The following is a 22,763-nucleotide window of genomic DNA, read 5'->3' on the forward strand; positions in this document are numbered from 1 at the left end:
TTGCCCTTAATCCTTACTTTTTGAACCTGACTTGGTGTCGTCCTTGTGCCCCTTTTCCTGACTTCGGACGATGACCTCATCAATCAATCCGTACGCTTTGGCTTCTTCCCCTGATAAAAAATAATCCCGTTCCGTGTCTTCAGAAATTTTTTCCAGAGGCTGACCTGTGTGAAAGGCCATGATTTCATTCAATTTTTCGCGGATCTTTAAAATTTCGCGGGCATGAATATCAATCTCCGTCGCTTGGCCCTGAAATCCTCCCATAGGTTGATGAATCATCACGCGTGCATTGGGAAGAGCAAAACGCTTTCCTTTAGTCCCTGCTGTTAATAACAAGGCGCCCATGCTTGCCGCTTGGCCTAAACAGATGGTATTGATGGGCGACCTCACATATTGCATCGTATCATAGATCCCCATCCCCGCCGTCACACTTCCACCAGGTGAATTGACATACAGATGAATGTCCTTTTCCGGATCTTCGGATTCTAAGAACAACAGCTGAGCGATGATGACATTCGCAAACATATCATCGATCGGCGCTCCAACAAAAATGATCCGATCTTTTAAGAGGCGCGAATAAATATCATATGACCGTTCACCTCGATTCGTTTGTTCAATAACCATCGGAATGAGCATTCCCTGAAACCTCCTCGTGTTGTAAATAGGTATCAAATACAGATATCAGAACAGGTGTATTCAGAAGGGTTGTACGACCCGTTACCCCTGAATGACCGCATTTTGATAGACGAACTGCAAGGCTTTTTCCGCCTTCATCCGCTCGCGGAACTCCTCCTGAGCACCCTGTCCCCCAGCCTCGACCATGCGTTGAATTTCACCAACCGGGAGCTTTAAGGAGGAGGCCAGTTTTTGAATTTCGGCGTTCACTTCATCTTCCGTGACATGAAGGCCTTCCTTCTGAACGATCGCATCCAGAATCAAACTCAGCTTCACACGCCGTTTAGCCTCCGGATGCAATTCTTGTTGGAGGCGCTTAGCCTCTTCTTGTAATCGCAAGGGCTCTTCCACGTCATCTTCACGATGAGCATGGCGGTGGTCCTTCAGCATTTTTTGTCGGATAAGCGTCTGAAGCTCCCGTTCAATCAGGACCTCGGGAATTTCAAAGTGGTGCATCTGCAACAGGCGTTCAATCACCTGATCTTTATACCCTTCTTCAAGATCCTGTTTCAGAAAATTATCCAATTGGGTGTTGATGGTGGTTTTGAGATGCTCCAGTGAATCGTAGTCGCCGCAATCCTTGGCGAATTCATCATCCAGTTCCGGGAGTTTTTGCTCTTTCACCGCATCAATCGTCACCTTGAGAACCATCGTCTTTCCGGCGAGGTGAGCATCAGGATGATTGGCGGGAAAGGGTTGCGGAATATCAATCATGTCACCGGCCTGTTTTCCGATGAGATACTCATCTAACTCCACTCCCAGAATCGGCGACTTGGACCCAATGTGCAGAAGATGCCCTTTTTTCTGAGTCCCTTCCAATGGCTGGTCCTCCACAAACCCCTCAATAGACAACACCGCATGCAATCCTTCACGAAGAGGAGTTCCTTCAGGAACCACGTCAAGCTCGGCATGTTGCTCCCGTAGGCTTTGGAGAGCCTTTTCAACCTGATCATCTGTAACCGTTCGGGCATCCCGTTTCAAGGAAATAGGATTCGGTGGTCGATAATCCCCTAATTGAATAGTGGGCTTTATTTCCACTGTAGCCGTAAAGGTGAATGGGCTATTGGACTTCACTTTCATTCGTTCCAGGGGGGGAATATCAACTAGGATAGGGACCACCCCGGCTTCCTTCACAGCTCGTTGGTAATAATCGGGCACCAACCGCTGCACGACATCTTGCTCAACAAGATCGGCATACCGTTTTTCTAATAATGCGATCGGCGCTTTCCCGGGACGAAATCCAGGGATTTTGGCTTGACGCCTCAACTGGGCATACACCTTTTGAAATTCGCTTTTGACGGCTTCTTCGGGAACTTCAATTTTTAACGACCGTTTCACCGGCCCGAGCTCTGTCATTTCTAACTTCATAAGAGCATTCATCCTTGTCAAAAAACACAATAAAGAATTTAGATGTTAAGAAATGGTGCGAGAGGGGGGACTTGAACCCCCACGGTCACCCACGAGATCCTAAGTCTCGCGCGTCTGCCAGTTCCGCCACTCTCGCCCGTAACCGTTTTCGCCTCATCCCATCGACTTTGAAAAGAGGTTCTCTTCCCTGGAATCCTCAGGGGAAACAAGACCCCTGCACCCTACCAAGCCTCCCTATTATAAAACGTCCATCTCCTTCAGGCCATCCTAAAATTCAGGTAACGAAGATTGTTCTCCCAGAAGCGCCGCAACTACAATCCGAGTTGATGGGGGGAAATATTCGAAGATGAACGATTCAAATGGTCCTCCTTAACTCGGTCGGAGACTTCCTCTCCCCCCTCATAAAGTAATAATGCTACTCGATTAATATGGGGTGAAGTGTAAAAACCCCCTCACCAGCCAACTATAACCACAATTAGAAGATTAGAACAGACCAATGACCACCGGCGCATTATCATGGGAAGCAAACACCACCCGCCTGCTTTTTCAACCTTCCTATGGATTTTACCTCTTGATCGACTTGAGTGAGTTGGGTAAGGTACCCCTCTATGACCTTAAAACAGCTCTATCACGATATTTACCAGAAATTTCTGGATAAAAAAGATGAATATCAAGGGTATGACTTTCAAGAGTCACAGATAGGGTCCGCGACCCCTCCCTCACCCACTTTTGCGGATCACGTCAAATGGTGGACCTGGAATCGTCCTAGTCGGCTACAGAAAATCAGGCAAGACCGGGATCAGCGCCAACAGGACATCATCAACATCCAATCCCCTCCGCCAAGCAAAGATTAAGAACTGCGGAGCATTCCCTCGCCTCATGCAGAGTTTCTTCCAGGCCACAGTTCGGCTGTACCATCAAGCGCTACTCGCCTCGATCCAATCCTTCACACGCTCGTGGATCTTGATTCCGGTCCTCCTCGCCTTTGCCTTAGGCCTCGTGCTTGTCACCTCCCTCATCGCTCCGCTTGGAATGATCGGAGGATTTATCCTGGGTGCCCTCAATGCCCTTGTTATTGGATCCACCCTTAGCCTGACCGAACAGGCCGTCCTGGGGGCACGTCGTGTGGGTTGGCCGGATATCCTGCCAAGTATGGGGCAATATTTTTGGGAGGTCATTTCTGTTGGATTTATGGTGTGGTTTCCATTGCTATTCCTCGAAATGGGGCTTCAGACCAATCCCTACCAACCGCTGGTCAGCACCGCCGTATTTTTCTTAATTTTCGTCTTACTGAATCCAGTACCGGAAGTAATTTACCAGAGCCGGAACGGATCCGCCCTCGAGGTTGTTCGGGAAAGTTATGATTTTGTTGTTGAAAATTGGATCGAATGGTTTTTGCCTGTCGCCATCGTCTTCGGCCCATTCGGCCTGACTTTTTTCTTTGAAATGTCCAGCCAGACGGGAAGGCGGGGGGGATTGGACTTCTGGCACCTCATCACGTTGCCTTTTTCCGTTTTAACTGAGTGGCTCTCTTTGTTAGGGATGTCCTCCGACATGAGTTTTGTTATCGTCCTCGGACTCACTCCCATTGTGACGGTTTTCATGCTCTTCTTTCGAGGCCATTTGTTTGCAGCCCTGCATCGATCCTCACGACGCCAACGAATGTTCCAATCCCGAACCTCATAAGATGATATAGGGAAGGCATGAAACGTAAAGGATTGAATGGCCGGAAACAGGATTGCCGTTCTCTCTTTATCCCTTCCTCGCCCTACTCGTAACTATTCCCTCTCCTTGCTTGTCGCCCTCAGACCCCCATGGTAAGATGGCAATCTTTCACCAAACAGATCCCCGGTGAAGAAGATAACTAAGATGGGATGCACAGATCCCCTCCAAAAGACAAACGGCTTCATCAGAGGTTCAGTCGCCGCAAAGTAGATACCCATTCGCGGAGAGGTGCGAGAGTGGCCGAATCGGCGTGACTGGAAATCACGTGTGCCAGCAATGGTACCGTGGGTTCGAAACCCACCCTCTCCGCCATATTTGGTCCGCCGTGAGGATCGCTGATATCCTCAAAAGATAATTTTCACCGGTCCGTGAGGCGATGGACCATCGAGACTGCATTTAGGGGCTGGGCCCTGTGCGACAGAATCCTGCAAACCCCGCCAGGTCCGGAAGGAAGCAACGGTACGTGGGCTAGTCTGTGTGCCGCAGGATCACCTGGCCCCGACTAACTTTATCGACTGACTCTACGTGTCTTGGTACAGGTTGTCAGTCTTCGAGGGTACATAACGAACCGCTCTTTTCCTGATTAACGCACATTATGGAATTTCAAGTTTCTGCACGGAAATACCGCCCGACCAATTTCCAGGAAGTCCTGGGGCAGTCCCATGTCGTGCAAACACTCACCAATGCGATCGACCGCAAACGGGTCGCCCATGCCTATGTTTTCTCCGGCATGCGAGGAGTCGGCAAAACCACTGTCGCGCGCATCCTGGCCAAATCCCTTAACTGTGAACAGGGTCCCACCAGCCATCCCTGTGGAACCTGCCCAAGTTGCGTCGAAATCACCCGAGGCAATTCGGTGGATGTCATCGAGATTGACGGAGCGTCGAATACCGGCGTGGACGATGTCCGTGAACTGCGTGAAAACGTCAAATTTGCACCGTTTCATGGCACCTACCGGGTCTACATCATCGACGAAGTTCACATGCTGTCCAACTCGGCCTTTAACGCCCTGCTCAAAACACTGGAGGAACCCCCGAGTCACTCCGTCTTTATTTTTGCGACAACTGAAGTTCATAAAATTCCTGCCACCATACTTTCACGCTGTCAGCATTTCACCTTTCGACGCATTTCCCGCTTAGAAATCATCACGCAACTTCGCCACATCGCCACCCAAACGGGTGTGACTGTGGAGGATCGAAGCCTATCGGCACTGGCTCGAGCCAGTGAAGGCAGCATGCGAGACGCGTTGAGTCTTCTGGACCAGGCGGTTTCCTTCGGTGGAGAACGCATCCAGCATGGCGATTTGGAAATGTTGATTGGGTCCGTGCCCGACGAACTCGTCCGGCTCATGATTGACGCCATCCTGGGGCACCAGGCCGCCCAAACAATGTCTCTCGTGGGGCAGTTGGTCGACCAGGGTTTTGATGTCCGGGTGTATTGCCGGGAACTGTTAGAGCGATGCCGCAATCTACTGGTGGCTTGCGTGGTACCATCACGCTCACAAGTGCAAACCCTTCTTGAATTAGGAGACGAGGAGGTTGATCAGGCCGTCAGGCAAGCTCAACAACTCTCCGAGCCCTATTTACAGGCCCTTTTTGCCATTTTTTCCAGAACAGAGGACAGTCTTCGAGGAAGCTCCCATCCACGGTTTTTAATTGAAGCCGCCGTGGTACGCGCAGCGATGCTTGATCCTGTGACAGTAAGCTCCGCCACGACTGAACAGAAGACCAGCGCACCCCCTCAAGCATCTGTCCTGCAAGCAAAAGTATTGACACCTGTGGCCTCGGCTCCGTCTCCCGCACAACCTGTTAAAGTCCAAGTGCCTGCTGATAAACCGGTGACTCCTCCAAGCCAGACCCGTCTCAGGCCCGGTGGCGGCGCCACAACGATGTTTCCTTCCTCAACACCACCAGGTGCGAAAAAGTCGGTACCGACAATGGCCTTATCTGCCAACAGCGAAACCTCGGTGGCCTCTCCCCAAACGGCTGCCCAACCCTCGTCGGGCCCACCCGTGACATTAAACTGGGAACTAGTCGTGGAGCGCATGATAAACGACCATCCTAATATCGGGAGTTTCCTGGAGAAGGGGAGTGTCGTAACCATGACAGCAGACTCCGTCGTCCTGGGGTATTCCAAAAAAGATTCGATTGCTCGCTGGAGGACGGACAAACCCGAAAATCGCGTGCTGATCGGTCAAATATGTGAGGAATTCGCCGGTCGGCCGATGAAAGTCCAAGTCATTGAATTTCAAGAGGGCCAGGCTTACCCGCCGTCAACCGGAGAATTACGAGCAAAAAAAAAACTTGAGCAGGACCAGGATCTCATTGAAAACGTGAAAGCCCACCCACTGGTGAAACAAGCATTGGAACTATTTGGGGGAGAAGTCGTATCGGCAGAAAGAACCCCGCAAAACGAGGAGGTACGTTAATGTCTAAAAATCCATTCTCCAATATGGGCAATCTCCTAAAGCAAGCCCAGGCCATGCAGGAAAAAATGGGAAAGATTCAAGAAGAGGCTGCCACAAAAACAGTCGAGGCGTCAGCCGGAGGCGGGATGGTGACCGTGCAAGCCAACGGAGCCATGCAATTAACCAAGTTGACCATCGATCCGGAAGTCTTGAAATCCGGCGACCATGACATGTTACAAGACTTAATCGTCGCCGCCTCCAATGAAGCTTTGCGAAAGGCGAAAGAGCTGATGGCCGAAGAAATGAAATCCCTCACCGGAGGTATGGGCATTCCCGGCATGTTCTAATTCACCAAGCGAGGTTTATCATGCTGGAAAACACTCCGACTAAACACACCAGAGCCAATGGCCAATCTCAAGGGCTGGTCGCTCGTCTCAGCCGGGAACTCGTCCGATTGCCAGGCATTGGGCAAAAAACGGCTCAACGATTGGCCTTTCATCTCATGAAGACGGAAAAAGAAGAGGCGCTACGGCTGGCCGATGCTATTCGTGATGTGAAAGAAGGGGTCTCCTTCTGTACCCAATGCCGGAATATTGCTGAAGGCCCCCTCTGTGAGATTTGCCTGGACCCGAAACGTGACACCACGACCATCCTCGTGGTGGAAGAGCCCAGCACCCTGTATGCCATCGAACAAAGTCGGGCCTTTCGAGGCCTCTATCACGTCCTGTATGGAGCGCTCTCTCCACTGGACGGCATCGGACCGGCAGATATCCGCACCCATGACCTGGAAAGCCGGGTCCAGAATGGAGCATTCAAGGAAGTCATCGTGGCCACCAACCCCACGATTGAGGGAGAGGCTACCGCCATTTACCTGACCAAGCGATTAAAACCCTTGGGGGTCAAGGTCTCCCGTATCGCCTATGGCATTCCGGTCGGCATGGATATCGAATATGCCGATGAGGTCACTCTACTCAAATCCATCGAAGGCCGCCGCGATCTCGGGTAGACGGGATCACACTACCGTTTCGCTAAAACTTTCTGTTCAACCTGTTCGAACTGCTGGGGAAAGTAGCCCAACCACACCCCAACCTGTTTGATTTCATCCCGCCATTTTTTCTCATAGCCCCCCTCCGCCAATGCAAACCGGATGAAGTCCGTCAGGATCTGATTGACTTTGTCCCCTCCCACGCCATCCGCAAACAATTTTGGAATCGTGAACCCTTGCGACAAGCGAAGAAGGTTATCCTTCTCTTGCGAGGGAAGATCCAAATGACGAAATACGGCACGAAGCCGCTTGAACTCAAGATCGTTCGCTCGTTCAATCGCGCAAACAAAAAGGCCACCCAGATTATAGCGTTCCGTGAGAGAGAGCGGTTCTCCTCCGGTCTTTGTCTCGGCTGAACGGGTAGGGGATGGAACTGACCGACTAGGAGGCGGGGCCTGTGTATCCTTCGCTTGTGCCGGCACAATCTTCTTTTGAGAAACCGAATGCTCTTTCCTGGTGGCCACAGATTTCGTGACAGAAGGCTGTGGTGCAACGATTGTTTGCTTCACCTCCGAAGCCTTTTCCTTTAGAGACGGCGATTTAGGAGCAGCGTGCCTTTTGGCTGTGGGCTTGGTAACCGCTTTCACCACGTTCTTCTTTGTGGCGGTCTTCTTCAATGCAGGTTTTTTTTTGGCAGACCCACCTTTTGAAGAAGTCGGTTTGGCTTTCGTTGTCACAGTTTTTTTAGAACCAACCGTCTTTTTACCGGATGTTCGTTTTGAGGCAGCCTTTTTCTTTCCCAACGCGGTGCTGGCTTTTACCTGTTTTTTCGTTGCAGCAGATTTAGAAGTCACGGTCTTTTTTTTGGTTACAGAGGATTTCTTCGAAGAGGGCTTTGAAGCCACGCGACGAACAGATTTCTTTTGAGCCATGCAGAATCCTTTCTATGAATGAATCGATAAAGAAGCGAAAAAAATGACCCAACGGTTGGATTTAAAAAGAAATGATAGCCTTTCCATCGGGTTCCAGCAATACATTAAAAAAGGACAGGCCGATTTAAACAACTTCCACAGAATGGATCTGTCAGTCCAACTGCAAAAACCTTTTAACATATAGGAAATTCCTGGGAAGTTGAAAGGCAAACCAACAAGTTTCATCTACGATGGAGCATATATTAAAAATCCGCGGTTATCATCCTCAAAACCCATATGAAAGTTTTCATCTCCTATTCCCATAAAGACAAACGGTATCGGACTCAATTAGATACCCATTTGGCTTTGCGGAAGCGAGAAGAGGTTATCGAAGACTATGAAGATTTGCTGAAAAAGATGGAGAGGGAAAAAACTAAAAACGGGTGGAATCAACTATAGCCTTTTCAAAAAATTTCCGATCTGTTCGAGCGCATCATGCTACTCACGAGAATGATTTGGCATGTCCGAGCGTTGCCGGGTTTCGGCCAGGCAGCCGAGGTCCTTTTGTTTCGGCAAAAGGACCTCAAACCATTGACGCCCTTCCTGGCCACATGAAAGAGGGCGACCACGAGCTTGAGGAGGGCAGCCCAACTCGCTGCGCTCGAATAAGGGCTGCCAGTTGATGAGAGTGTTCGCCATAGGGGCCAGCCAGAAGGCATTGGTCAAAAAAAACAGTGCTAAATCGCAAGGAATAGGGGACTTCTGAAATTTTTCATCTTATTAAGAACGAATTTAAACCCAACGACCAGTTGGCAAGAAGGTCAAAATGGCCATTCAACGCGGCCGCAGCAAGCGAAGGGATGAAACGTACTCATGTACGTTGAGTCTCTAAGCGAAGCGAGAACTATACTGACGGCCAATTACACCATCCACGGAATGTTGAAAAAAGCCTACCAGCGGCGTTCTCGCCCTTATGCTGTGCTCACGTACTAAGGGTACGCTCCGGGCATCACAAGGACTTCGGCCTTGCTGGACAGACTTTTTTGAACACTCCCTTAACTGCTAAGGGGAGACGCCGCTTTTCAGGACAATTTCGCAAATATGATCCAACCGTTCGATATGCTCATAGGCAGACCAGGGGTCTGATGCCATGGAGCAGACTCCATGGTTGGCTTGGCCAACAATATCGTAATCACCTGCAGGATTCTTTTCGGTGACCCCTAATGCTTGCGCCGTGGCTTCGCCCAGTTCCGAGCTGATGGCAGGAAGGACGGGCACTGTTGGGCCAATCCGGGTATAGCGGTAAATCTCGGGAAAGTCTTTGCAGATTTTCTGGAGATCGAATCCTCGATAGATCGCTCCGACCACATGGGTAGGATGCACATGTACCACCGCACGAGTTCGATTCATCCCTCTGGTCAGGAGATAATGCATATGCAGTTCACCGGAAGGATTGGTTCCGGGAGCAACCTGCAACTTCCCGTCTACGAACTTAATTTTGACCATATGCTCAGGGTGGACAATTGTCTTTCGCCAGCCTGAGGGAGTGACGTACAGATACACACTCTTCGCGCGCCGGAGGCTACAATTACCATCCCGGGTGGTAATCCACCCGCGCTCATAACACCGCCGTAACACATCGCCTATGGCCGTAATCATAGAATCATTCCCCTCCGTTACTGTTGAATAGGCATTCGTTTCCTCCGGTCAAGTGTACCATCCCGTTTTCTTTTCGTCTTACCTTTTCACAGAACACATATCTGGCTTTTATGAGACATGCTCCCGTGGGCATACAGAGAGAACTCACTGGTTCCGATGAGCAACGAAAGCGCTCCAGGAACGTGAGAACCGGGATGGATCGCTCCGATATACGTGTCGCGTGGTATTTAATGGGTTACAATTCATCCGGATTTTGTCCCCACGTTTCGGAAAACACAAATTCCCTCAACTCCTTACGAGACCGTGGGGCCAATTCCCGTTCCCGAAGCGGGACCGGGAGGGTAGATGCATCTCCCTGGTACCCGATGGCGATTCCGGTTACGGCTTCATGGCCGGCAGGAAAAGCATAGCGTTCGCGAATAGTGTGGGGAAGAATCCCGGCCATTTGATGGACCACCAGGTCCATGGCTGTAGCTTGCATGACCAGATTTCCTACGGCCAATCCGACATCATGATAGGCATGGCGGTTGACCTGTCCATTATGATCAAAATGGAGTTTTGCCACCGTGAGCAGAAGGAGTGGAGCGCGTTTCGCCCAGATTTGATTTCCCTCGACCAGACAACTCAGAAGCTTCTGATGGCTTTCGGGGTGCTCGCTAGTCGCAAGAATAAAGAACCAGGGCTGTTCGTTAAAACAGGAGGAAGCCCATCGTGCTGCTTCCAACAAGCTTTGAATTTTCTCTCGTTCCACCGGCTGATCGGCAAACGCCCTTGGACTCCAGCGTCGACGCAACAGGTCATGAATGTGGAATTGAACGTCTGCTGGTTTTTCCATGAGTTCTCCTGATGAACTTTACACCACTTCACTTATTGATGATTCGGCCTTATGGTAGACGCCACTGACCACATTCTTCGGGCTCCGGAATGCGCCAGGCGGGCTCCTCCACAGGAATTAATTTGAGCTTGTCGGGATGCGGACGTAATCCATGCGAGAGATCAATATCAGACCTGTCGGTGTGGTCTCCGCATGGACAGCAATCTGATTTATCCACATCAGCGTACAACAGTTCCATAAATTCATGATCCCAGAAATACCGATCCGTCATGGTTTCGAATTCCACTAGCCCAAACCGGTACCCCCCCAACAGGGTAAATGACACCGATTCATCATGAACCTGATCGTTGTGCCAGAGACAATAATTTTTGAGGCTTTCGTATAGTAGAAGCCAATGATAGTCGGTCAATCGATAGACCATCGATGCCCCATGGGCAACCAGCAATTCCTCAAGCGTGATGAGTGCACTATAGGGAGTAAACAACATCCCGACGGCCGGATACTCCACTAACCAGGCGTCAGGGTCATTGTGAGATGCGACACGCCGTACGGCTTGAAGTTCGTAGTCAAGCGCCTGCCTCACAAACGGAATAAACACGGCATCAGGTTGAGTCCGAAAATACAGCATTGCTCGTGGTCCAAACAGGTAAACCTTGGCTAATTTTCGTGCAGGGCTTGCGTCACGAGGTCCGTAATGGCGTGCAATTGGAAAGGCTTATCGATGGTGTGTTGAGCCCCTAACCGACGAGCGAGGTCCAACAAATCGAGCTTGGCTCGCTCACTTCCGCCCGACATGGCAATAATTTTTACCTGAGGAAATTCACGTCGCAAATCCAATATGGTCTCAAGCCCCTCTTTTTCGGGCATCAGAATATCTAAAATAATGAGATCGGCGGGGTGGTTGCGATATTCCTTGATGCCTTCGATTCCGTTTGAGGCACAGTCCACAGTATATCCCTGGTTTTCTAAGGCTTGCTTCAACAGATCACAAACCTGCCGATCATCATCCACAACAAGAATGTTTGCCATAACTTTGTCTCTTTCCACGCCTCACTCCTGATGGTCATCTCCCTCTCTCCCAGGAAAAGACACATCACGGACTGTGCGACCAACTATGGATACTTTATAAAATAACGGTTTGGGTCAAACTGACAACCTCACGACTATCAAACATGACACCAACAATATCTTTTCCGCTTCTGGGATTCATGAATACTGAATAGCCATCCCGGAATGGCCTGCACTCAGAGGGCTATTTTATGACCCGCCACAAACTCATAGAACCGTACCTTCCCCATTTATCCCTTTTCCGATATCTCAAGACTCGGCTAAGGACGAAGATGTTTTGTCTAGGACATGGCGAATAATCGGAACCAGGTCCCGGATCGCCAATGGCTTCATTAAATAGCCCTGGATACCCAATGCCTTCGCTCGTTCCGCAGAGATCACATGACTGAATCCTGTACACAAAATGATGGGGAGATCCGGGCGAATCCGCAGAAGTTCACGGGATAAAGCCTCACCGGTTAACCCCGGCATCGTCTGATCAGTAATCACGAGATCAAAACGATGAGGGTCCTGCCTAAATGTCCTCAGAGCTTCGATGGAACTCGTGTGCACTTCCACGGTATACCCCAGTTGCGTGAGAAGTTCCTTCCCAAGACGCACAATCGTCTCTTCATCATCTACAAACAACACTGATTCTTTCCCAGTCGGAATGGCTTTTTGATCATAAACAGGTTCTAAGACCTGGGTCGGAACGGTCGGGAGGTACACATCGATCGTCGTCCCCTTGTTTACAATACTATCAACGACAATAGCCCCTTTGTGACCCGTAATGATTCCATGCACCACGGCCATCCCCATACCAGACCCCTCGCCTATCGGCTTGGTGGTAAAGAAAGGGTCAAAGAGCCGTTCAAGTACCTCAGGAGTCATGCCCGAACCGGTATCTTTCACCGTCAACCGGACATGCGGACCAATATGTAATCCCGAAATCGCTCCGGTAAGTTCCTCTGTCACCTCCAGATCTTCCAGGGAGACCGTCAAAATCCCGCCGTGTTCCCGCATAGCATATTCGGCATTGGTGCATAGATTGATAATGATCTGATGCATTTGGGTTGGATCCGCAAGAATGGTGGCCTCCGTGTTCAATACTGGACGGATCTCAATGGTCGTGGGAATCGTGGATCGTAAGAGTTTTAGAGCTTCCCGGATGACCATGTGGAAAGGGGTGGGTTTCTTCCCCTGACCCGCTTGACGACTAAAAGTCAAAATTTGAAGCACCAAGTGTTTGGCTCGATGGCCCGCGGTCAGCACTTCCTGCAAATTTCGTTGAGTACGGCTTTCCTTTGGCACGGTAGCCAAGGCCAATTCGGTATAGCCCAAAATTGCCGTTAAAATATTATTAAAATCATGGGCGATGCCGCCTGCCAACGTCCCAATCGCTTCCATGCGGCTTGATTGTCGAAATTGACGCTCGGTTTTCGTCAGAGCCTCTTCCACGCGCTTCCGCTCTGTAATATCCTCGGCCACCCCCGCAAGACTTAGTAAATCTCCATTAGCCTTTCGAATAGGAACCGTCTGTATTCGCACCCACCGCATGGAGTTATCCGGTCTCACAATCCGGCATTCTCCCTGAACGCCATTCACATCCGGTGCAAATTGGTGTGTGGGAAATCGAGGTTGATCGTGATGGTGAATTGCATTCCATAGGCTTTGAGGATTTTCCAAAAGACTGGCACAGCTCCGACCCCAGACCGTTTCATATTGAGGGCTGATATACCAGACCTCAGACTGGTCAGGGGCAAAGACCCAAAAAACTTCTTTTATATGGTCCACAAGTTGCCGAAATCGTTCATCCCGCTCTGCCAGCGCGATCTCCAGTTCCTTTGTGTATTCCGCCAGTTGGTCACGGAACGTTCGACGGAGAGTACTCAGCAATTCTGATGTGGACCCTTCCCGTTTAAGGTAAGCAACAGCGCTCTCACCAATGACATCTTTAGCTGAATCCAGACTAGCAAAGGCCGGACTCAGGATCATCTGAATCTCTGCATTGTTCGCCCTAAGAAGAGAAAGCAATGAGACTTCGGAAACATCCGGCGCCTGCACATCGACCACTGCGACCGCAAAGCTTTCACATTTCGCATATTCCGAAGCTTCCGCGGCCGTTCGGGCCCCTACCACCTGATAGCCTTCTTCGCCTAGGACATTGACGAGCACTTCCAATTGGTCAGGACGGTCTTGCACCATGAGGATTCGCAACCATTCCCTTCGCATCGTCATATATCCCTCCATGATGTCTACCGTGCAGAACTGTGTGCGTGACCCTTGGAATTTATTCGAAGATATATTGGGGGCTTTCTGCCCTAAAGGTGTGTGAATCCAGACTTTCCAAGCTAGAATCCCCTTGGATTTCCACCTCTGCTCCGGTTACTCCGGCGCATCATACTTTAGCATCGACGACACAGGATGTTGTTTTCGCTCACAGGATTGATCGCGGCGCATGGCCATCCGGAAACTAATCCCCAGTATTTCCCAATCATCCGGCCCCATCATAACAATCCCGACATTAATGGTCACGCCCCTCCTCATCAACAAGAAGGAATAGGGGATACCGGAAAAATGAATATTGGGGAGGGGTCCACTGGCTACCCCAATTGCTCCCTGTGGTAGTCGAAAAACGGTGCATCACGGTCCGGTGCACCAAAACCTCACAAAACAGTCGAAATTACTCAAAAGAAGAGGATGCGTATCAACAGTTGGCCATTCAGGGATTGAGGCAAGCCACCTAGAGACAAAAGGGAGCGTGAGAAAGGTTAGACATGCTCCTAAGGTAAGGAAAAAACGTGCAGGAAATTTAAGGAAGGGCCACTTTGGTTCCTTCAGGACTCATGGGATGTTGCCACCTATCTTTCCCCAGCCAATGTCCGCTCCTTCGAATGACCAGCCTTGACCGCTAAGGCAATTTCTTCTTGAATCCCTTCGGCCATTTTGCGTCGATTGTCCGCATCGCGAATAGGTCGCCCAACGACTAAATAATCGGCCCCGGCTCGAATGGCGTCAAATGGAGTTAACGAACGTTGGTGTTCATGGGTGTTTTGTCCGGCAGGTCTCACACCTGGAGAGACAATGAGCGCCTGCTGACCAAACCGTTCTCTCAGGATTCCAACATATTTTCCTGAGGCGATCAGACCATCGCACCCTTGGGCCATCGCCATATCGGCTCGCCATAAGACGTAGTCATCCAGAGAATGAAAACGTGCGGGCTTTCCTGAATGCACACTCAACATTCCCAGATCTTGAAGATCCTTCTCCCCCCAACTCGAAAGGAGCGGAACGGTCAAAATTTGTATGGACCCGGAGCCTCGACCCTGCACGGCAGCTTTGGCTGTGGCATGATTTCCAAATATGGTAAGAAAATCAACTTCAAGATCAACCGCCAGATTCACGGCTCGGCGCACGGTTTCATCAATATCATTCATCTTCAGATCTAAAAAGATCCGGCAATTTTGTGCACGTAATTCCTTGATAAAATCCGCATTTACCGCCAGAAATAATTCCAGGCCGATTTTATAAAACCGGGCGACACCCTCTAAATCCTTCACGTATTGACGGGCCTCCTCTACGGAGGGAACATCAAGTGCGACAATTAATCGTTCATGTATGGGGATATCCGTGTTCATTCCCAATTCACCGAATACGCCAGCGGTTAAACATTCATGTGATGAGCGGACGAGGAAACTATATACAGCCCAAGGAAAGAGAGCCGTGGGCATTATCCCAGACTTTCATCCCAGTAAATAGCCACACACCCAATGTCCGCATAAACCTGCCATAATTCTTGTTTATCAACAGTGGAGAGTGCCATAACCAATGGGTGAACTCAAGCCACACCACATCGAGGCCAAACCTGCCCTTGATGACTCATTGATTCGAACCAATTCGCCGAAAATCCCTGGACCTGCATAGGTTTCCTGGATCGACTTCCATACACACCCTACCCCACAGGATACATATCCCACTTTTTACGGTTCTGGCATACATGGCAAAAGCCGATTCCGGTTAAGAAACCGAATGGGACCAGTGCTCTTCCCAATTTAACGTCGGGGGTAATTCAATTGTTGAGGCTTGGAGACAGATAGTTGGTCTATTAAAGGAAACAGAGCGTAAAGTCAGGGAAAATTTGCCACCACAGTTCTCGGTGAGTTCCATCTCGTGGAGTATACTGGTCAAGGTTGTGTATCCATTTGGATAATTGGATGTATCCAAACAGATATCAAATTTTCATTTTTTCCAATAAAGAACTCAATAACGCAGGGGCTTTTCCTTACAAATATTTCACAAAATCACAATTCTTTCCAAAGGCTTATCTCCTGACCGATTCACCCGACGCCGCAATTGGTACGTAGATTGCGTGTTCAATCTTTATAAGCCCACTCTCAGGAACATCCGCGTTGAGGGGCAGTTACCCCAGACATGAGGTCAAACCATGGGACACGCATCCCCGATACCATCCTCTTCCTCTTCCCCCATTCTCGTCGTCGACGATGAACAGGATATTGTCCTGACTTTACGAGATCTTTTGGAAGCCGACGGGCATCACATAAATGTGGCTTCAACGGGCGGCACCGCATTGGAATGCGTAAAACTTCACTCGCCTAGTGTGGTAATCCTTGACGTCAAACTCCCTGACATGGATGGGTTACTCGTTCTAGAGAAGATGACAAAAGCGGTGCCAGGTCTTCCCATCATTATTTTGTCGAGTTACACCACTCTCGATGATGTGACCGGCCCCCTTGAGGAACAGGGGGCCTTTGCATATCTCCATAAACCCATCAACCGTTCCGAAATCAGAACCACGGTGCGTCAAGCACTCAAGGCTTATGCCTTGGCAAAAAAAATGGAACGCGCCCGTCACGCCTTATATGAAAGCGAAATCCGCTTTCAAGCCGTTTTTCAGGCAGCCACTGATGCCATTGTATTAGCCGATCACACCGGCCGCATCATGTCCTGGAATAAGGCTGCTGAATCGATGTTTGAATACACCGCCGAGGAAATGTTCGGAAAACCACTGACACTGATCATGCCCAGTCGCTACCGGGAAGCTCATACCAAAGGCATGAAACGGTTGCAGACAACAGGCGAATCTCACGTCATCGGGAAAACGATCACACTCCATGGATTAAGAAAAAGCGGGCAGGAATTCCCCATCGAACTCTCTTTGAATTCCTGGATGACAGGGACGCATCCCTCCTATTCCGGATTTATTCGAGACCTCTCATTTCGAGAATCAAATAAGGAAAGGCCTGTGCAGTATCAGAACGTATAAAACCCCTGGACCGGGCATGGCTCGTTGTTTTGAGCGGTGAAGTGAAAAGAATCGGTTGCACAAGCATGAGCTGAAGAAGAGCAATCCCAAATGGGTTGTAGGATTCGGTGCGAACATTAGATGCTTCCTGCCGTGAAATCCTTCCAACAGGACGCGGGTTCTTACTGGGGAAAACCCCATGGGGGTTCGAATTTAGTCGTACCTCGCCGTTACCAATGTGACTCCTTCGGTTCACCTGTCCACGCGCATGTTATCCCCCTCCGGAAACACACGTTTTTTTGTCGTTGATTTTCCTTACACTAAGGTTCTTTGAAAACTGGTTGGGCCTGCACATTCCCCTCGCAAGATTTCCACACAATCGAAAAATTAACATTCAGTCGGATTTTAATGTAGCAAGGGCTGGCTCAAGTCTTGAAAGGTCATCATTCAAAAATCTCAGATCGGTTGAAAATATGTCGTACTTTTTTAATTCAGTCAAAGGAACGAACCGTATATTTTTGATCTCGGGAGAACGGGGGCGTATGTGCCCGGAATTCAGTCTCGCACGGAAAATTGCGAAACCGTCCTGTGGAGCACAGCGGAAGTAAAAGTGCAAGCGAAAGGGGCCGGGTTCTTCCGGAAGATAGGGAATAGCATCAATTCTAAGGAGACTGTTCACCCTAATGGCGATACCCAGTTCTTCGGACATTTCCTTGCAAAGAGCTGCCTGTATAACATCGTCGGGGGATGAAGTGTTGCTTGGTTTGGTCGGATCTCCGGGAGTGGATTCAAGAGATCCACCAGGAAGACCCCATGCTCCTTTCGGCCGATAACTGTGTTCAACCAAGAGCACCTCCGGAGGTGATGAATTTTCGTCGATCATGACGGCTATTGCCCCCACTACCCAGCTTCTGGCCAGCAAACCTTTAAAAAATCCTGCCACCCGTGGAGGAAACAGCCTCCAAATATACAGGGCAAAACGATGAAGGTGGGGGTGATGCTCAATAAACCGTGTTAACCAAGCGAACATATCTTTTTACGTTATCTATGAACAGCTAAGCCAGCACGGAGATTTGGTGAAGGTTTCAAGAGATTCATTGATTTTTGTCCAAGTACCTGTCCTTTTGTCTTATCACTAGGCCTGGGGTCAATAACGCCAATACACTATGCATAACGCTCTAAGATAAATTGAATCCTTAATTTTGGATCAAAAATCATCCTTTGGTTTTTCCACCTCCATTCGACTCCCCATAGCTATCGCCTTATAGGCCACACAGCATTGCTACTTGATAGTTTATTGCCCCTGCCGCTGATGGGACCTTTGTCCCAAGAAGAAAATCGGTCCCATATCTGGGCAAAATTCCCCTATTCTTTTGGTTCGAATTTTATACGCTCATATGCAACAGAATGAGAGGATTCCATACTGTAAGGATCCCCTTGCTGAGGTTAAACCTTCCAGAACGAGATCTTTAAAATTTTCATTGCCCGTGACGCAGCTATATTTTTTTCTGTACCTAACCTTAGTTTATCCTGAAAATTGAATACTCATCCCGGACTATGTCCTGTTAGAAAAAGGTTGAAGAAAGAAGTCCCGCGCAAAATGGTTTTCGACCGATTAGTGCTTCAGCCGCTGATCCTGAGAATACCAAATGTGAATGGTCGTAAAAATAATACTTGTGCACCGGAATGGCCCCACGACCATGCCTATGCTCACCTATCCACTGGTTTCCTTCAGAAGGCTATCAACCACGGAGGTTTGTTCGGACCCGGGACCAAAACCAAGACCAGTGAGGTAGAAGGGCCACTACCGGAAAAGGATGACGTGATGGAAGTGTTTGAAAGGAAGGATGAAATTGACTGGCTGGGGGACCAGGAATCGAACCTGGGTTCTAAGATCCAAAATCTTATGTCTTGCCCCTAGACGATCCCCCAACCGAACAGGCACTTTAAGACTTACGGGTCTAAAGCGTCAAGATCTTTCAAGGTCAGTACACACGCCCGTACACGATCCAATGCCGATCATCCGGGACATCTACCATCAAGCGGCTTAAATTAAGCTCTGCGAGGTGGGCAGCCACCTCATCCTCAGTAAAGGCCGCCAACAGGGAGTGAAAGAAATCCTGCCGTAATCTCTCTGGTTCGTGAGCCGCATACTGGTCAACGAGCGCCTGCGCTTCCTCGGGAGAATCCGGACGAAGGAGGTCCATGACCAGCACTAAACCCCCCGGCTTGATCAATTTTTTTATCTCATACCAAAATCGTAACGGATTGGGAACATGGTGGGCCAAGCTGTTCGACACCACAGCGTCAGCTGGAGTATCCAATCTGACATCTTGAAACCGTTGAGAGAGAAACTCTATTCGATGAGCTAACCCGGCTTGCTTCACCGCCTGTTCCGCCCAGGTGATCATGGGAATGGAGGCATCAATTCCTGTAATTCGACAGGTGGGATGATTCCGGGCCAGGCGGATGGCGATATCACCGGGGCCGCACCCCAAATCCACAACATGAGGGCCATCACGGTCCTCATAGAGTCGAAGAAAGGTATCCACAAACCCCTGATTTTCCTCTTGAAAATCAGCTTGGGCATAGGCCTCAACTTGCACCGGATCATCCATAACTTCCGGTTCGAGAACCCGTTCCATCATTTCTTATTCCTTTTCGGTTACGTCACGACCCACACACCATCACCTTGGCTTACCCGTCCTTCGGACAAGACCCGAGCATACAATCGGCTCCATCCGGGGTGTTGCAGGTGCGAGATCCGAGAAAAGTCGCCATTCACAAACCATTGCGCATTATGACGACACGGTTCACAATAACTTGTCAGTTTGATCTGTACCGCTTCTCCAACTTTCAGATAGTCACCTGGTTTCAGCTGTGCCCAGTTTAGTCCGGCTACGGTGAAATTTTCTCCCGAGGCTCCAGGGTGAACTATGTGTCCCTCTTGTTGTAAAGCCTCCAGGACCTCAAACGAAAACAGGCATAAGGCCCGATCCGTGCCGCCATGCAAAGCCCGATTCCGATGCCGGTCCCCATCCATCCCTTGGAACGTGATCCACGCCCCGGGCACGGCCAGCTTGGGGAGTCCACCTGGAGAACGATTAATTTGATAGAGATACGCCACAGAACCCATAAAAATCTTGACATCACCGGCATACTCGTCCGAGACGAAGAGGATGGTAGCCATCGACCGAAAGGGTGGTCAAGCAGGACTACATCAATCACGGAGACCCTTCGATTAAAGTCTGAACAAAGCTTGTGATTTTTTGAAAATAGGTGGTTCCCCCAACAAACGGCACATCATTATGTTCCGCACCCACTACCACAAACCATTGTTTAGGCTCATGCGCTGCATCATAAACCTGCCGCCCCAGTGCCACCGGAACAATGGAATCCTTTTCGCCATGAATCACCAATAGCGGACGCCTGAGCTTGGCCAACTTTTCAGTTAGATTGAAGTCCACATTTAACAACCAGCGTGCAGGCAATCCTAAGTAATGGTGGTCCGACATAGCCTGGATAGAAGGAAATGCCCCCTCAAGAATGACTCCGGCCGATGGCCGGAGAATGGCCACTTCACCGGCCACACAAGCGCCCAAAGACCGTCCAAATACGACAATCCGGCTCGAAGCGATCCCACGTTGGTTTAAGACATAGTTATAGGCGGCTAGGGCATCCTGATACATGCCGGGCTCTGAAGGAGTGCCGGTGCTCCGGCCATAGCCACGATAATCAAAGATGAAAACAGATAATCCGCGCCGATACAGCTGACGGATATTGTCTAACCGATGACTAATATTACCGGCATTCCCATGACACCAGAGAAGCACAGGCTTGGTCGGTCCCGCGTTGACAAACCAGCCGAATATGGTGACTGACTCATCAACCGGGAGCCACACCTCTTCTAAAGGCAGTCCACTGAGACTCGCCCAATTCCGGTCTTCCCAAGAAGAGGGCTGAAATACAAAGACTCCTTCAAACATCGGCCCATTGTAGCAAGGCAAGGGCACCAACGCGGATAAAAAATGCTAAATTAGGGTATTCTTTCAGTAGATATTTCTTTTACCATCCGAGGATCCTTCACAATGGCTACTTATGCAATTGGAGATGTACAGGGATGTGTCCAGGCCTTACACCGTCTGATTGAAAAGATTCGCTTCAATCCGTCATCCGATTGTCTCTGGTTCGTTGGAGATTTAGTCAATCGAGGACCGGCTTCCCTGGAAGTGCTTCGCCTCATCAAGCAGCTAGGGAACTCGGCCATCACCGTGTTGGGCAATCATGACTTACATCTTCTGGCGGTGTGGGCCAAAGTCACCACTCTAAGTCGAAAAGACACCTTACAATCGGTACTCTCAGCCCCCGATGTGGATGAATTGCTCACCTGGTTGCGATTTCGACCCCTTGCCCACGTCGAAGATGGATATTGCCTGATTCATGCCGGCCTCTTACCTTCCTGGTCCATATCCCAAGTACTGGAACTAGCTCGTGAGGTGGAGGAAGCCTTGCGGGATGAGAATTTTCACCAGTATTTACCGGCAATCTATTTTCGAAAACCCATTGTGTTTTCCCCCCACCTGAGCCTTGACGAACGGTTAGGCCTCACGACCAATGTCCTGACACGCCTTCGGGTCTGCACCAAAGAAGGAATTCCTGAGTTCTCGTTTAAGGGGCATCCCGACGACGCCCCTCCGGGGTATGTGCCATGGTTCCAAGTTCCCAATCGAGCGACACAAGAGGACACAATTATTTTTGGTCATTGGTCAGCCTTAGGAGTCGTGAAAGGACCACGCGTGTTCGCGATCGACGGTGGATGCGTGTGGGGACGGGAACTCATTGCCCTGCGCCTGGAAGACCAACAACTCTTTCGCGTCACCTGCTCAAAGATATAATTACATCACCTTATCCGCCGTAGGAGCCCGGCAGTCTCGGCTTTTCCATACACGCCATATCCCCCTGCTGTCCTATCAAAATTCCATCATCACCCCTTCATGTATCTGATGAGATACATTCTGTATCCATTTAGATACCTAGTGATTCCTCCTTCCCCTCTGCCCCTGCCTAAGCTTCAAATTTCTTTAGAACCATATAGTGCTTAATAATTGTTGGCATTTACTTCCTACGAATTTATTTAAGTTATTCAGGCATTTCTCTTGCTTGAATCCCTAATTACCACCGGAAAGCGTAATTGCGATGGAAAGTGTCTTGAAGACTTAAGGCCACCTCACCACTGCATTCATTTTAAGAAAGGGATCCACATGATGAAATCCACCCTCCAACAAAAAACCAATTCATCCGCGAATAACCCGGCTACCACACACAGAAAAATTCGGCGACGCCATACCCGCATCCATTTGGATTCCCTCAGACCTGATCCATCGCCCTACTGTGCCAGCACACTCGCTCAATGTCCAAAATGCCAAGGCCTGGTGCATCAAGAAGGTGGAGAAACTTCGAATGAAACCGTGGTCCGCTGTCTTAATTGTGGATGGCAACCGCATTATCAGACTCCCATAATTCGTGAAACGGCAGAATCAAGGTTGATTCGCTCACTTACCGCCCAGTTTGTTTCAGAATTCGAGTGGCATCGCTTACCATAAAGTTTTCACAGCCATAGTCATTCGGTGCCAGAGTGGTCTTGGGAATAGTTGCGAACGCAGAGGTATTTCCTCCAGTATTCTAAAAAGACTTACCCATTCCATCCGAGTATCAATCCTAGACGGTTTCCGCTCTTGCTCGCTTCCTTGGCCCCCGTCCCCTTAAATTCCTCCTCATTTCTGACCCAGAAATTTCCCGACATTTTGAGACGAGATGGCAATCGGTATTACCCTTGCTTCTTTCCAATATTTGGGTGAGACTTTAGGGTGAAGGTTGCGTTTGCGCCT

The 22,763-nt window shown here is 49.7% G+C and carries 23 protein-coding genes, 3 tRNA genes and 1 other RNA gene; 11 read left to right on the forward strand and 16 right to left on the reverse strand.

Annotated features, from left to right (window positions below; translation table 11 throughout):
- Positions 1 to 6: 6 nt before the first annotated feature.
- The 3 genes from clpP to LX98_RS18615 all read right to left on the reverse strand — a co-directional run bounded on the left by clpP (position 7) and on the right by LX98_RS18615 (position 2,179).
- Entirely contained in the window at positions 7 to 636 is a 630-nt protein-coding gene (clpP, locus tag LX98_RS18605) for an ATP-dependent Clp endopeptidase proteolytic subunit ClpP (protein ID WP_496430275.1), read from the reverse strand.
- Between the two features lie 81 nt (positions 637 to 717).
- Positions 718 to 2,043, reverse strand: a complete 1,326-nt coding sequence (gene tig, locus LX98_RS18610) for a trigger factor (protein WP_496430276.1) — start codon at positions 2,041 to 2,043, stop codon at positions 718 to 720.
- 53 nt (positions 2,044 to 2,096) lie between these two features.
- Positions 2,097 to 2,179: transfer RNA gene (locus LX98_RS18615), tRNA-Leu, on the reverse strand.
- A gap of 472 nt (positions 2,180 to 2,651) precedes the next feature.
- Between LX98_RS18615 and LX98_RS18620 the strand changes: the two genes are divergently transcribed.
- The 7 genes from LX98_RS18620 (at position 2,652) to recR (ending at position 7,181) form a co-directional block, all read left to right on the forward strand.
- Positions 2,652 to 2,897 (forward strand): hypothetical protein, encoded by a 246-nt coding sequence (locus LX98_RS18620; RefSeq protein WP_496430277.1) that lies wholly within the window; start codon positions 2,652 to 2,654, stop codon positions 2,895 to 2,897.
- Between the two features lie 25 nt (positions 2,898 to 2,922).
- The gene (locus LX98_RS18625; RefSeq protein WP_496430278.1) at positions 2,923 to 3,729 is read left to right on the forward strand and encodes a hypothetical protein; all 807 of its coding nucleotides are present in this window, start codon (positions 2,923 to 2,925) and stop codon (positions 3,727 to 3,729) included.
- Positions 3,730 to 3,990: 261 nt separating this feature from the next.
- A tRNA-Ser gene (locus tag LX98_RS18630) sits at positions 3,991 to 4,080 on the forward strand.
- 89 nt (positions 4,081 to 4,169) lie between these two features.
- Positions 4,170 to 4,269: signal recognition particle sRNA small type (gene ffs, locus LX98_RS18635), an RNA gene on the forward strand.
- 94 nt (positions 4,270 to 4,363) lie between these two features.
- Complete coding sequence (gene dnaX / locus LX98_RS18640; RefSeq protein WP_496430279.1) at positions 4,364 to 6,196, forward strand: DNA polymerase III subunit gamma/tau; 1,833 nt, start codon at positions 4,364 to 4,366, stop codon at positions 6,194 to 6,196.
- Positions 6,196 to 6,522 carry a YbaB/EbfC family nucleoid-associated protein gene (locus LX98_RS18645; RefSeq protein WP_312645783.1) on the forward strand — a complete coding sequence of 109 codons (327 nt, stop codon included), beginning with the start codon at positions 6,196 to 6,198 and terminating at the stop codon, positions 6,520 to 6,522. The genes dnaX and LX98_RS18645 overlap by 1 nt, the downstream gene beginning before the upstream one ends.
- A 20-nt stretch (positions 6,523 to 6,542) precedes the next feature.
- Positions 6,543 to 7,181: a recombination mediator RecR gene (gene recR, locus LX98_RS18650; RefSeq protein WP_496430280.1), complete on the forward strand. Its 639-nt coding sequence runs from the start codon at positions 6,543 to 6,545 to the stop codon at positions 7,179 to 7,181.
- 11 nt (positions 7,182 to 7,192) lie between these two features.
- Here recR and LX98_RS18655 read toward each other — a convergent pair whose 3' ends face one another.
- A complete protein-coding gene (locus LX98_RS18655; RefSeq protein ID WP_496430281.1) occupies positions 7,193 to 7,684 on the reverse strand; it encodes a hypothetical protein in 492 nt (163 codons plus the stop codon).
- Between the two features lie 7 nt (positions 7,685 to 7,691).
- Between LX98_RS18655 and LX98_RS18660 the strand changes: the two genes are divergently transcribed.
- The gene (locus LX98_RS18660; protein WP_496430282.1) at positions 7,692 to 8,087 is read left to right on the forward strand and encodes a hypothetical protein; all 396 of its coding nucleotides are present in this window, start codon (positions 7,692 to 7,694) and stop codon (positions 8,085 to 8,087) included.
- A 1,046-nt stretch (positions 8,088 to 9,133) separates the two neighbouring features.
- On the opposite strand, the gene LX98_RS18665 is transcribed toward LX98_RS18660, so the two are convergent.
- From LX98_RS18665 to pyrF, 7 genes are all read right to left on the reverse strand, one after another.
- Positions 9,134 to 9,730 carry a class II aldolase/adducin family protein gene (locus LX98_RS18665; RefSeq protein ID WP_496430283.1) on the reverse strand — a complete coding sequence of 199 codons (597 nt, stop codon included), beginning with the start codon at positions 9,728 to 9,730 and terminating at the stop codon, positions 9,134 to 9,136.
- Positions 9,731 to 9,965: 235 nt separating this feature from the next.
- The gene (locus LX98_RS18670; RefSeq protein WP_496430284.1) at positions 9,966 to 10,565 is read right to left on the reverse strand and encodes a nitroreductase family protein; all 600 of its coding nucleotides are present in this window, start codon (positions 10,563 to 10,565) and stop codon (positions 9,966 to 9,968) included.
- 49 nt (positions 10,566 to 10,614) lie between these two features.
- Complete coding sequence (locus LX98_RS18675) at positions 10,615 to 11,193, reverse strand: hypothetical protein (RefSeq protein ID WP_496430285.1); 579 nt, start codon at positions 11,191 to 11,193, stop codon at positions 10,615 to 10,617.
- Between the two features lie 29 nt (positions 11,194 to 11,222).
- Positions 11,223 to 11,594 (reverse strand): response regulator, encoded by a 372-nt coding sequence (locus LX98_RS18680; protein ID WP_496430286.1) that lies wholly within the window; start codon positions 11,592 to 11,594, stop codon positions 11,223 to 11,225.
- 288 nt (positions 11,595 to 11,882) lie between these two features.
- Positions 11,883 to 13,850 carry a response regulator gene (locus tag LX98_RS18685; RefSeq protein ID WP_496430287.1) on the reverse strand — a complete coding sequence of 656 codons (1,968 nt, stop codon included), beginning with the start codon at positions 13,848 to 13,850 and terminating at the stop codon, positions 11,883 to 11,885.
- A gap of 147 nt (positions 13,851 to 13,997) precedes the next feature.
- A complete protein-coding gene (locus LX98_RS18690) occupies positions 13,998 to 14,147 on the reverse strand; it encodes a hypothetical protein (RefSeq protein WP_496430288.1) in 150 nt (49 codons plus the stop codon).
- 326 nt (positions 14,148 to 14,473) lie between these two features.
- Positions 14,474 to 15,250, reverse strand: coding sequence for an orotidine-5'-phosphate decarboxylase (pyrF, locus tag LX98_RS18695; protein ID WP_496430289.1), 777 nt, complete (start codon positions 15,248 to 15,250; stop codon positions 14,474 to 14,476).
- An 806-nt stretch (positions 15,251 to 16,056) separates the two neighbouring features.
- On the opposite strand from pyrF, the gene LX98_RS18700 reads away from it, so the two are divergent.
- The gene (locus LX98_RS18700; RefSeq protein WP_496430290.1) at positions 16,057 to 16,896 is read left to right on the forward strand and encodes a response regulator; all 840 of its coding nucleotides are present in this window, start codon (positions 16,057 to 16,059) and stop codon (positions 16,894 to 16,896) included.
- Positions 16,897 to 17,269: 373 nt separating this feature from the next.
- Here the strand turns inward: LX98_RS18700 and LX98_RS18705 are convergent, their stop codons facing one another.
- From LX98_RS18705 to LX98_RS18725, 5 genes are all read right to left on the reverse strand, one after another.
- Positions 17,270 to 17,818, reverse strand: coding sequence for an NUDIX domain-containing protein (locus LX98_RS18705; protein ID WP_496430291.1), 549 nt, complete (start codon positions 17,816 to 17,818; stop codon positions 17,270 to 17,272).
- 915 nt (positions 17,819 to 18,733) lie between these two features.
- Positions 18,734 to 18,807, reverse strand: a tRNA-Gln gene (locus LX98_RS18710).
- Positions 18,808 to 18,860: 53 nt separating this feature from the next.
- Positions 18,861 to 19,523 (reverse strand): methyltransferase domain-containing protein, encoded by a 663-nt coding sequence (locus LX98_RS18715; protein ID WP_496430292.1) that lies wholly within the window; start codon positions 19,521 to 19,523, stop codon positions 18,861 to 18,863.
- Positions 19,524 to 19,540: 17 nt separating this feature from the next.
- Entirely contained in the window at positions 19,541 to 20,065 is a 525-nt protein-coding gene (locus LX98_RS18720) for an MOSC domain-containing protein (RefSeq protein ID WP_496430293.1), read from the reverse strand.
- A gap of 34 nt (positions 20,066 to 20,099) precedes the next feature.
- Positions 20,100 to 20,861, reverse strand: coding sequence for an alpha/beta fold hydrolase (locus LX98_RS18725; RefSeq protein ID WP_496430294.1), 762 nt, complete (start codon positions 20,859 to 20,861; stop codon positions 20,100 to 20,102).
- Between the two features lie 102 nt (positions 20,862 to 20,963).
- Between LX98_RS18725 and LX98_RS18730 the strand changes: the two genes are divergently transcribed.
- A complete protein-coding gene (locus LX98_RS18730) occupies positions 20,964 to 21,770 on the forward strand; it encodes a symmetrical bis(5'-nucleosyl)-tetraphosphatase (protein WP_496430295.1) in 807 nt (268 codons plus the stop codon).
- A gap of 366 nt (positions 21,771 to 22,136) precedes the next feature.
- Positions 22,137 to 22,478, forward strand: a complete 342-nt coding sequence (locus tag LX98_RS18735; RefSeq protein WP_496430296.1) for a hypothetical protein — start codon at positions 22,137 to 22,139, stop codon at positions 22,476 to 22,478.
- Positions 22,479 to 22,763 lie beyond the last annotated feature (285 nt).

This window comes from Nitrospira marina (assembly GCF_059568365.1).

Coding starts and splice junctions, on each gene's coding strand:
- clpP (WP_496430275.1), bottom strand. CDS start 636: ATGCTCATTCCGATGGTTATTGAACAAACGAATCGAGGTGAACGGTCA.
- tig (WP_496430276.1), bottom strand. CDS start 2,043: ATGAAGTTAGAAATGACAGAGCTCGGGCCGGTGAAACGGTCGTTAAAA.
- LX98_RS18620 (WP_496430277.1), top strand. CDS start 2,652: ATGACCTTAAAACAGCTCTATCACGATATTTACCAGAAATTTCTGGAT.
- LX98_RS18625 (WP_496430278.1), top strand. CDS start 2,923: ATGCAGAGTTTCTTCCAGGCCACAGTTCGGCTGTACCATCAAGCGCTA.
- dnaX (WP_496430279.1), top strand. CDS start 4,364: ATGGAATTTCAAGTTTCTGCACGGAAATACCGCCCGACCAATTTCCAG.
- LX98_RS18645 (WP_312645783.1), top strand. CDS start 6,196: ATGTCTAAAAATCCATTCTCCAATATGGGCAATCTCCTAAAGCAAGCC.
- recR (WP_496430280.1), top strand. CDS start 6,543: ATGCTGGAAAACACTCCGACTAAACACACCAGAGCCAATGGCCAATCT.
- LX98_RS18665 (WP_496430283.1), bottom strand. CDS start 9,730: ATGATTACGGCCATAGGCGATGTGTTACGGCGGTGTTATGAGCGCGGG.
- LX98_RS18670 (WP_496430284.1), bottom strand. CDS start 10,565: ATGGAAAAACCAGCAGACGTTCAATTCCACATTCATGACCTGTTGCGT.
- LX98_RS18675 (WP_496430285.1), bottom strand. CDS start 11,193: ATGCTGTATTTTCGGACTCAACCTGATGCCGTGTTTATTCCGTTTGTG.
- LX98_RS18680 (WP_496430286.1), bottom strand. CDS start 11,594: ATGGCAAACATTCTTGTTGTGGATGATGATCGGCAGGTTTGTGATCTG.
- LX98_RS18685 (WP_496430287.1), bottom strand. CDS start 13,850: ATGACGATGCGAAGGGAATGGTTGCGAATCCTCATGGTGCAAGACCGT.
- pyrF (WP_496430289.1), bottom strand. CDS start 15,250: ATGAACACGGATATCCCCATACATGAACGATTAATTGTCGCACTTGAT.
- LX98_RS18700 (WP_496430290.1), top strand. CDS start 16,057: ATGGGACACGCATCCCCGATACCATCCTCTTCCTCTTCCCCCATTCTC.
- LX98_RS18715 (WP_496430292.1), bottom strand. CDS start 19,523: ATGATGGAACGGGTTCTCGAACCGGAAGTTATGGATGATCCGGTGCAA.
- LX98_RS18720 (WP_496430293.1), bottom strand. CDS start 20,065: ATGGCTACCATCCTCTTCGTCTCGGACGAGTATGCCGGTGATGTCAAG.
- LX98_RS18725 (WP_496430294.1), bottom strand. CDS start 20,861: ATGTTTGAAGGAGTCTTTGTATTTCAGCCCTCTTCTTGGGAAGACCGG.
- LX98_RS18730 (WP_496430295.1), top strand. CDS start 20,964: ATGGCTACTTATGCAATTGGAGATGTACAGGGATGTGTCCAGGCCTTA.
- LX98_RS18735 (WP_496430296.1), top strand. CDS start 22,137: ATGATGAAATCCACCCTCCAACAAAAAACCAATTCATCCGCGAATAAC.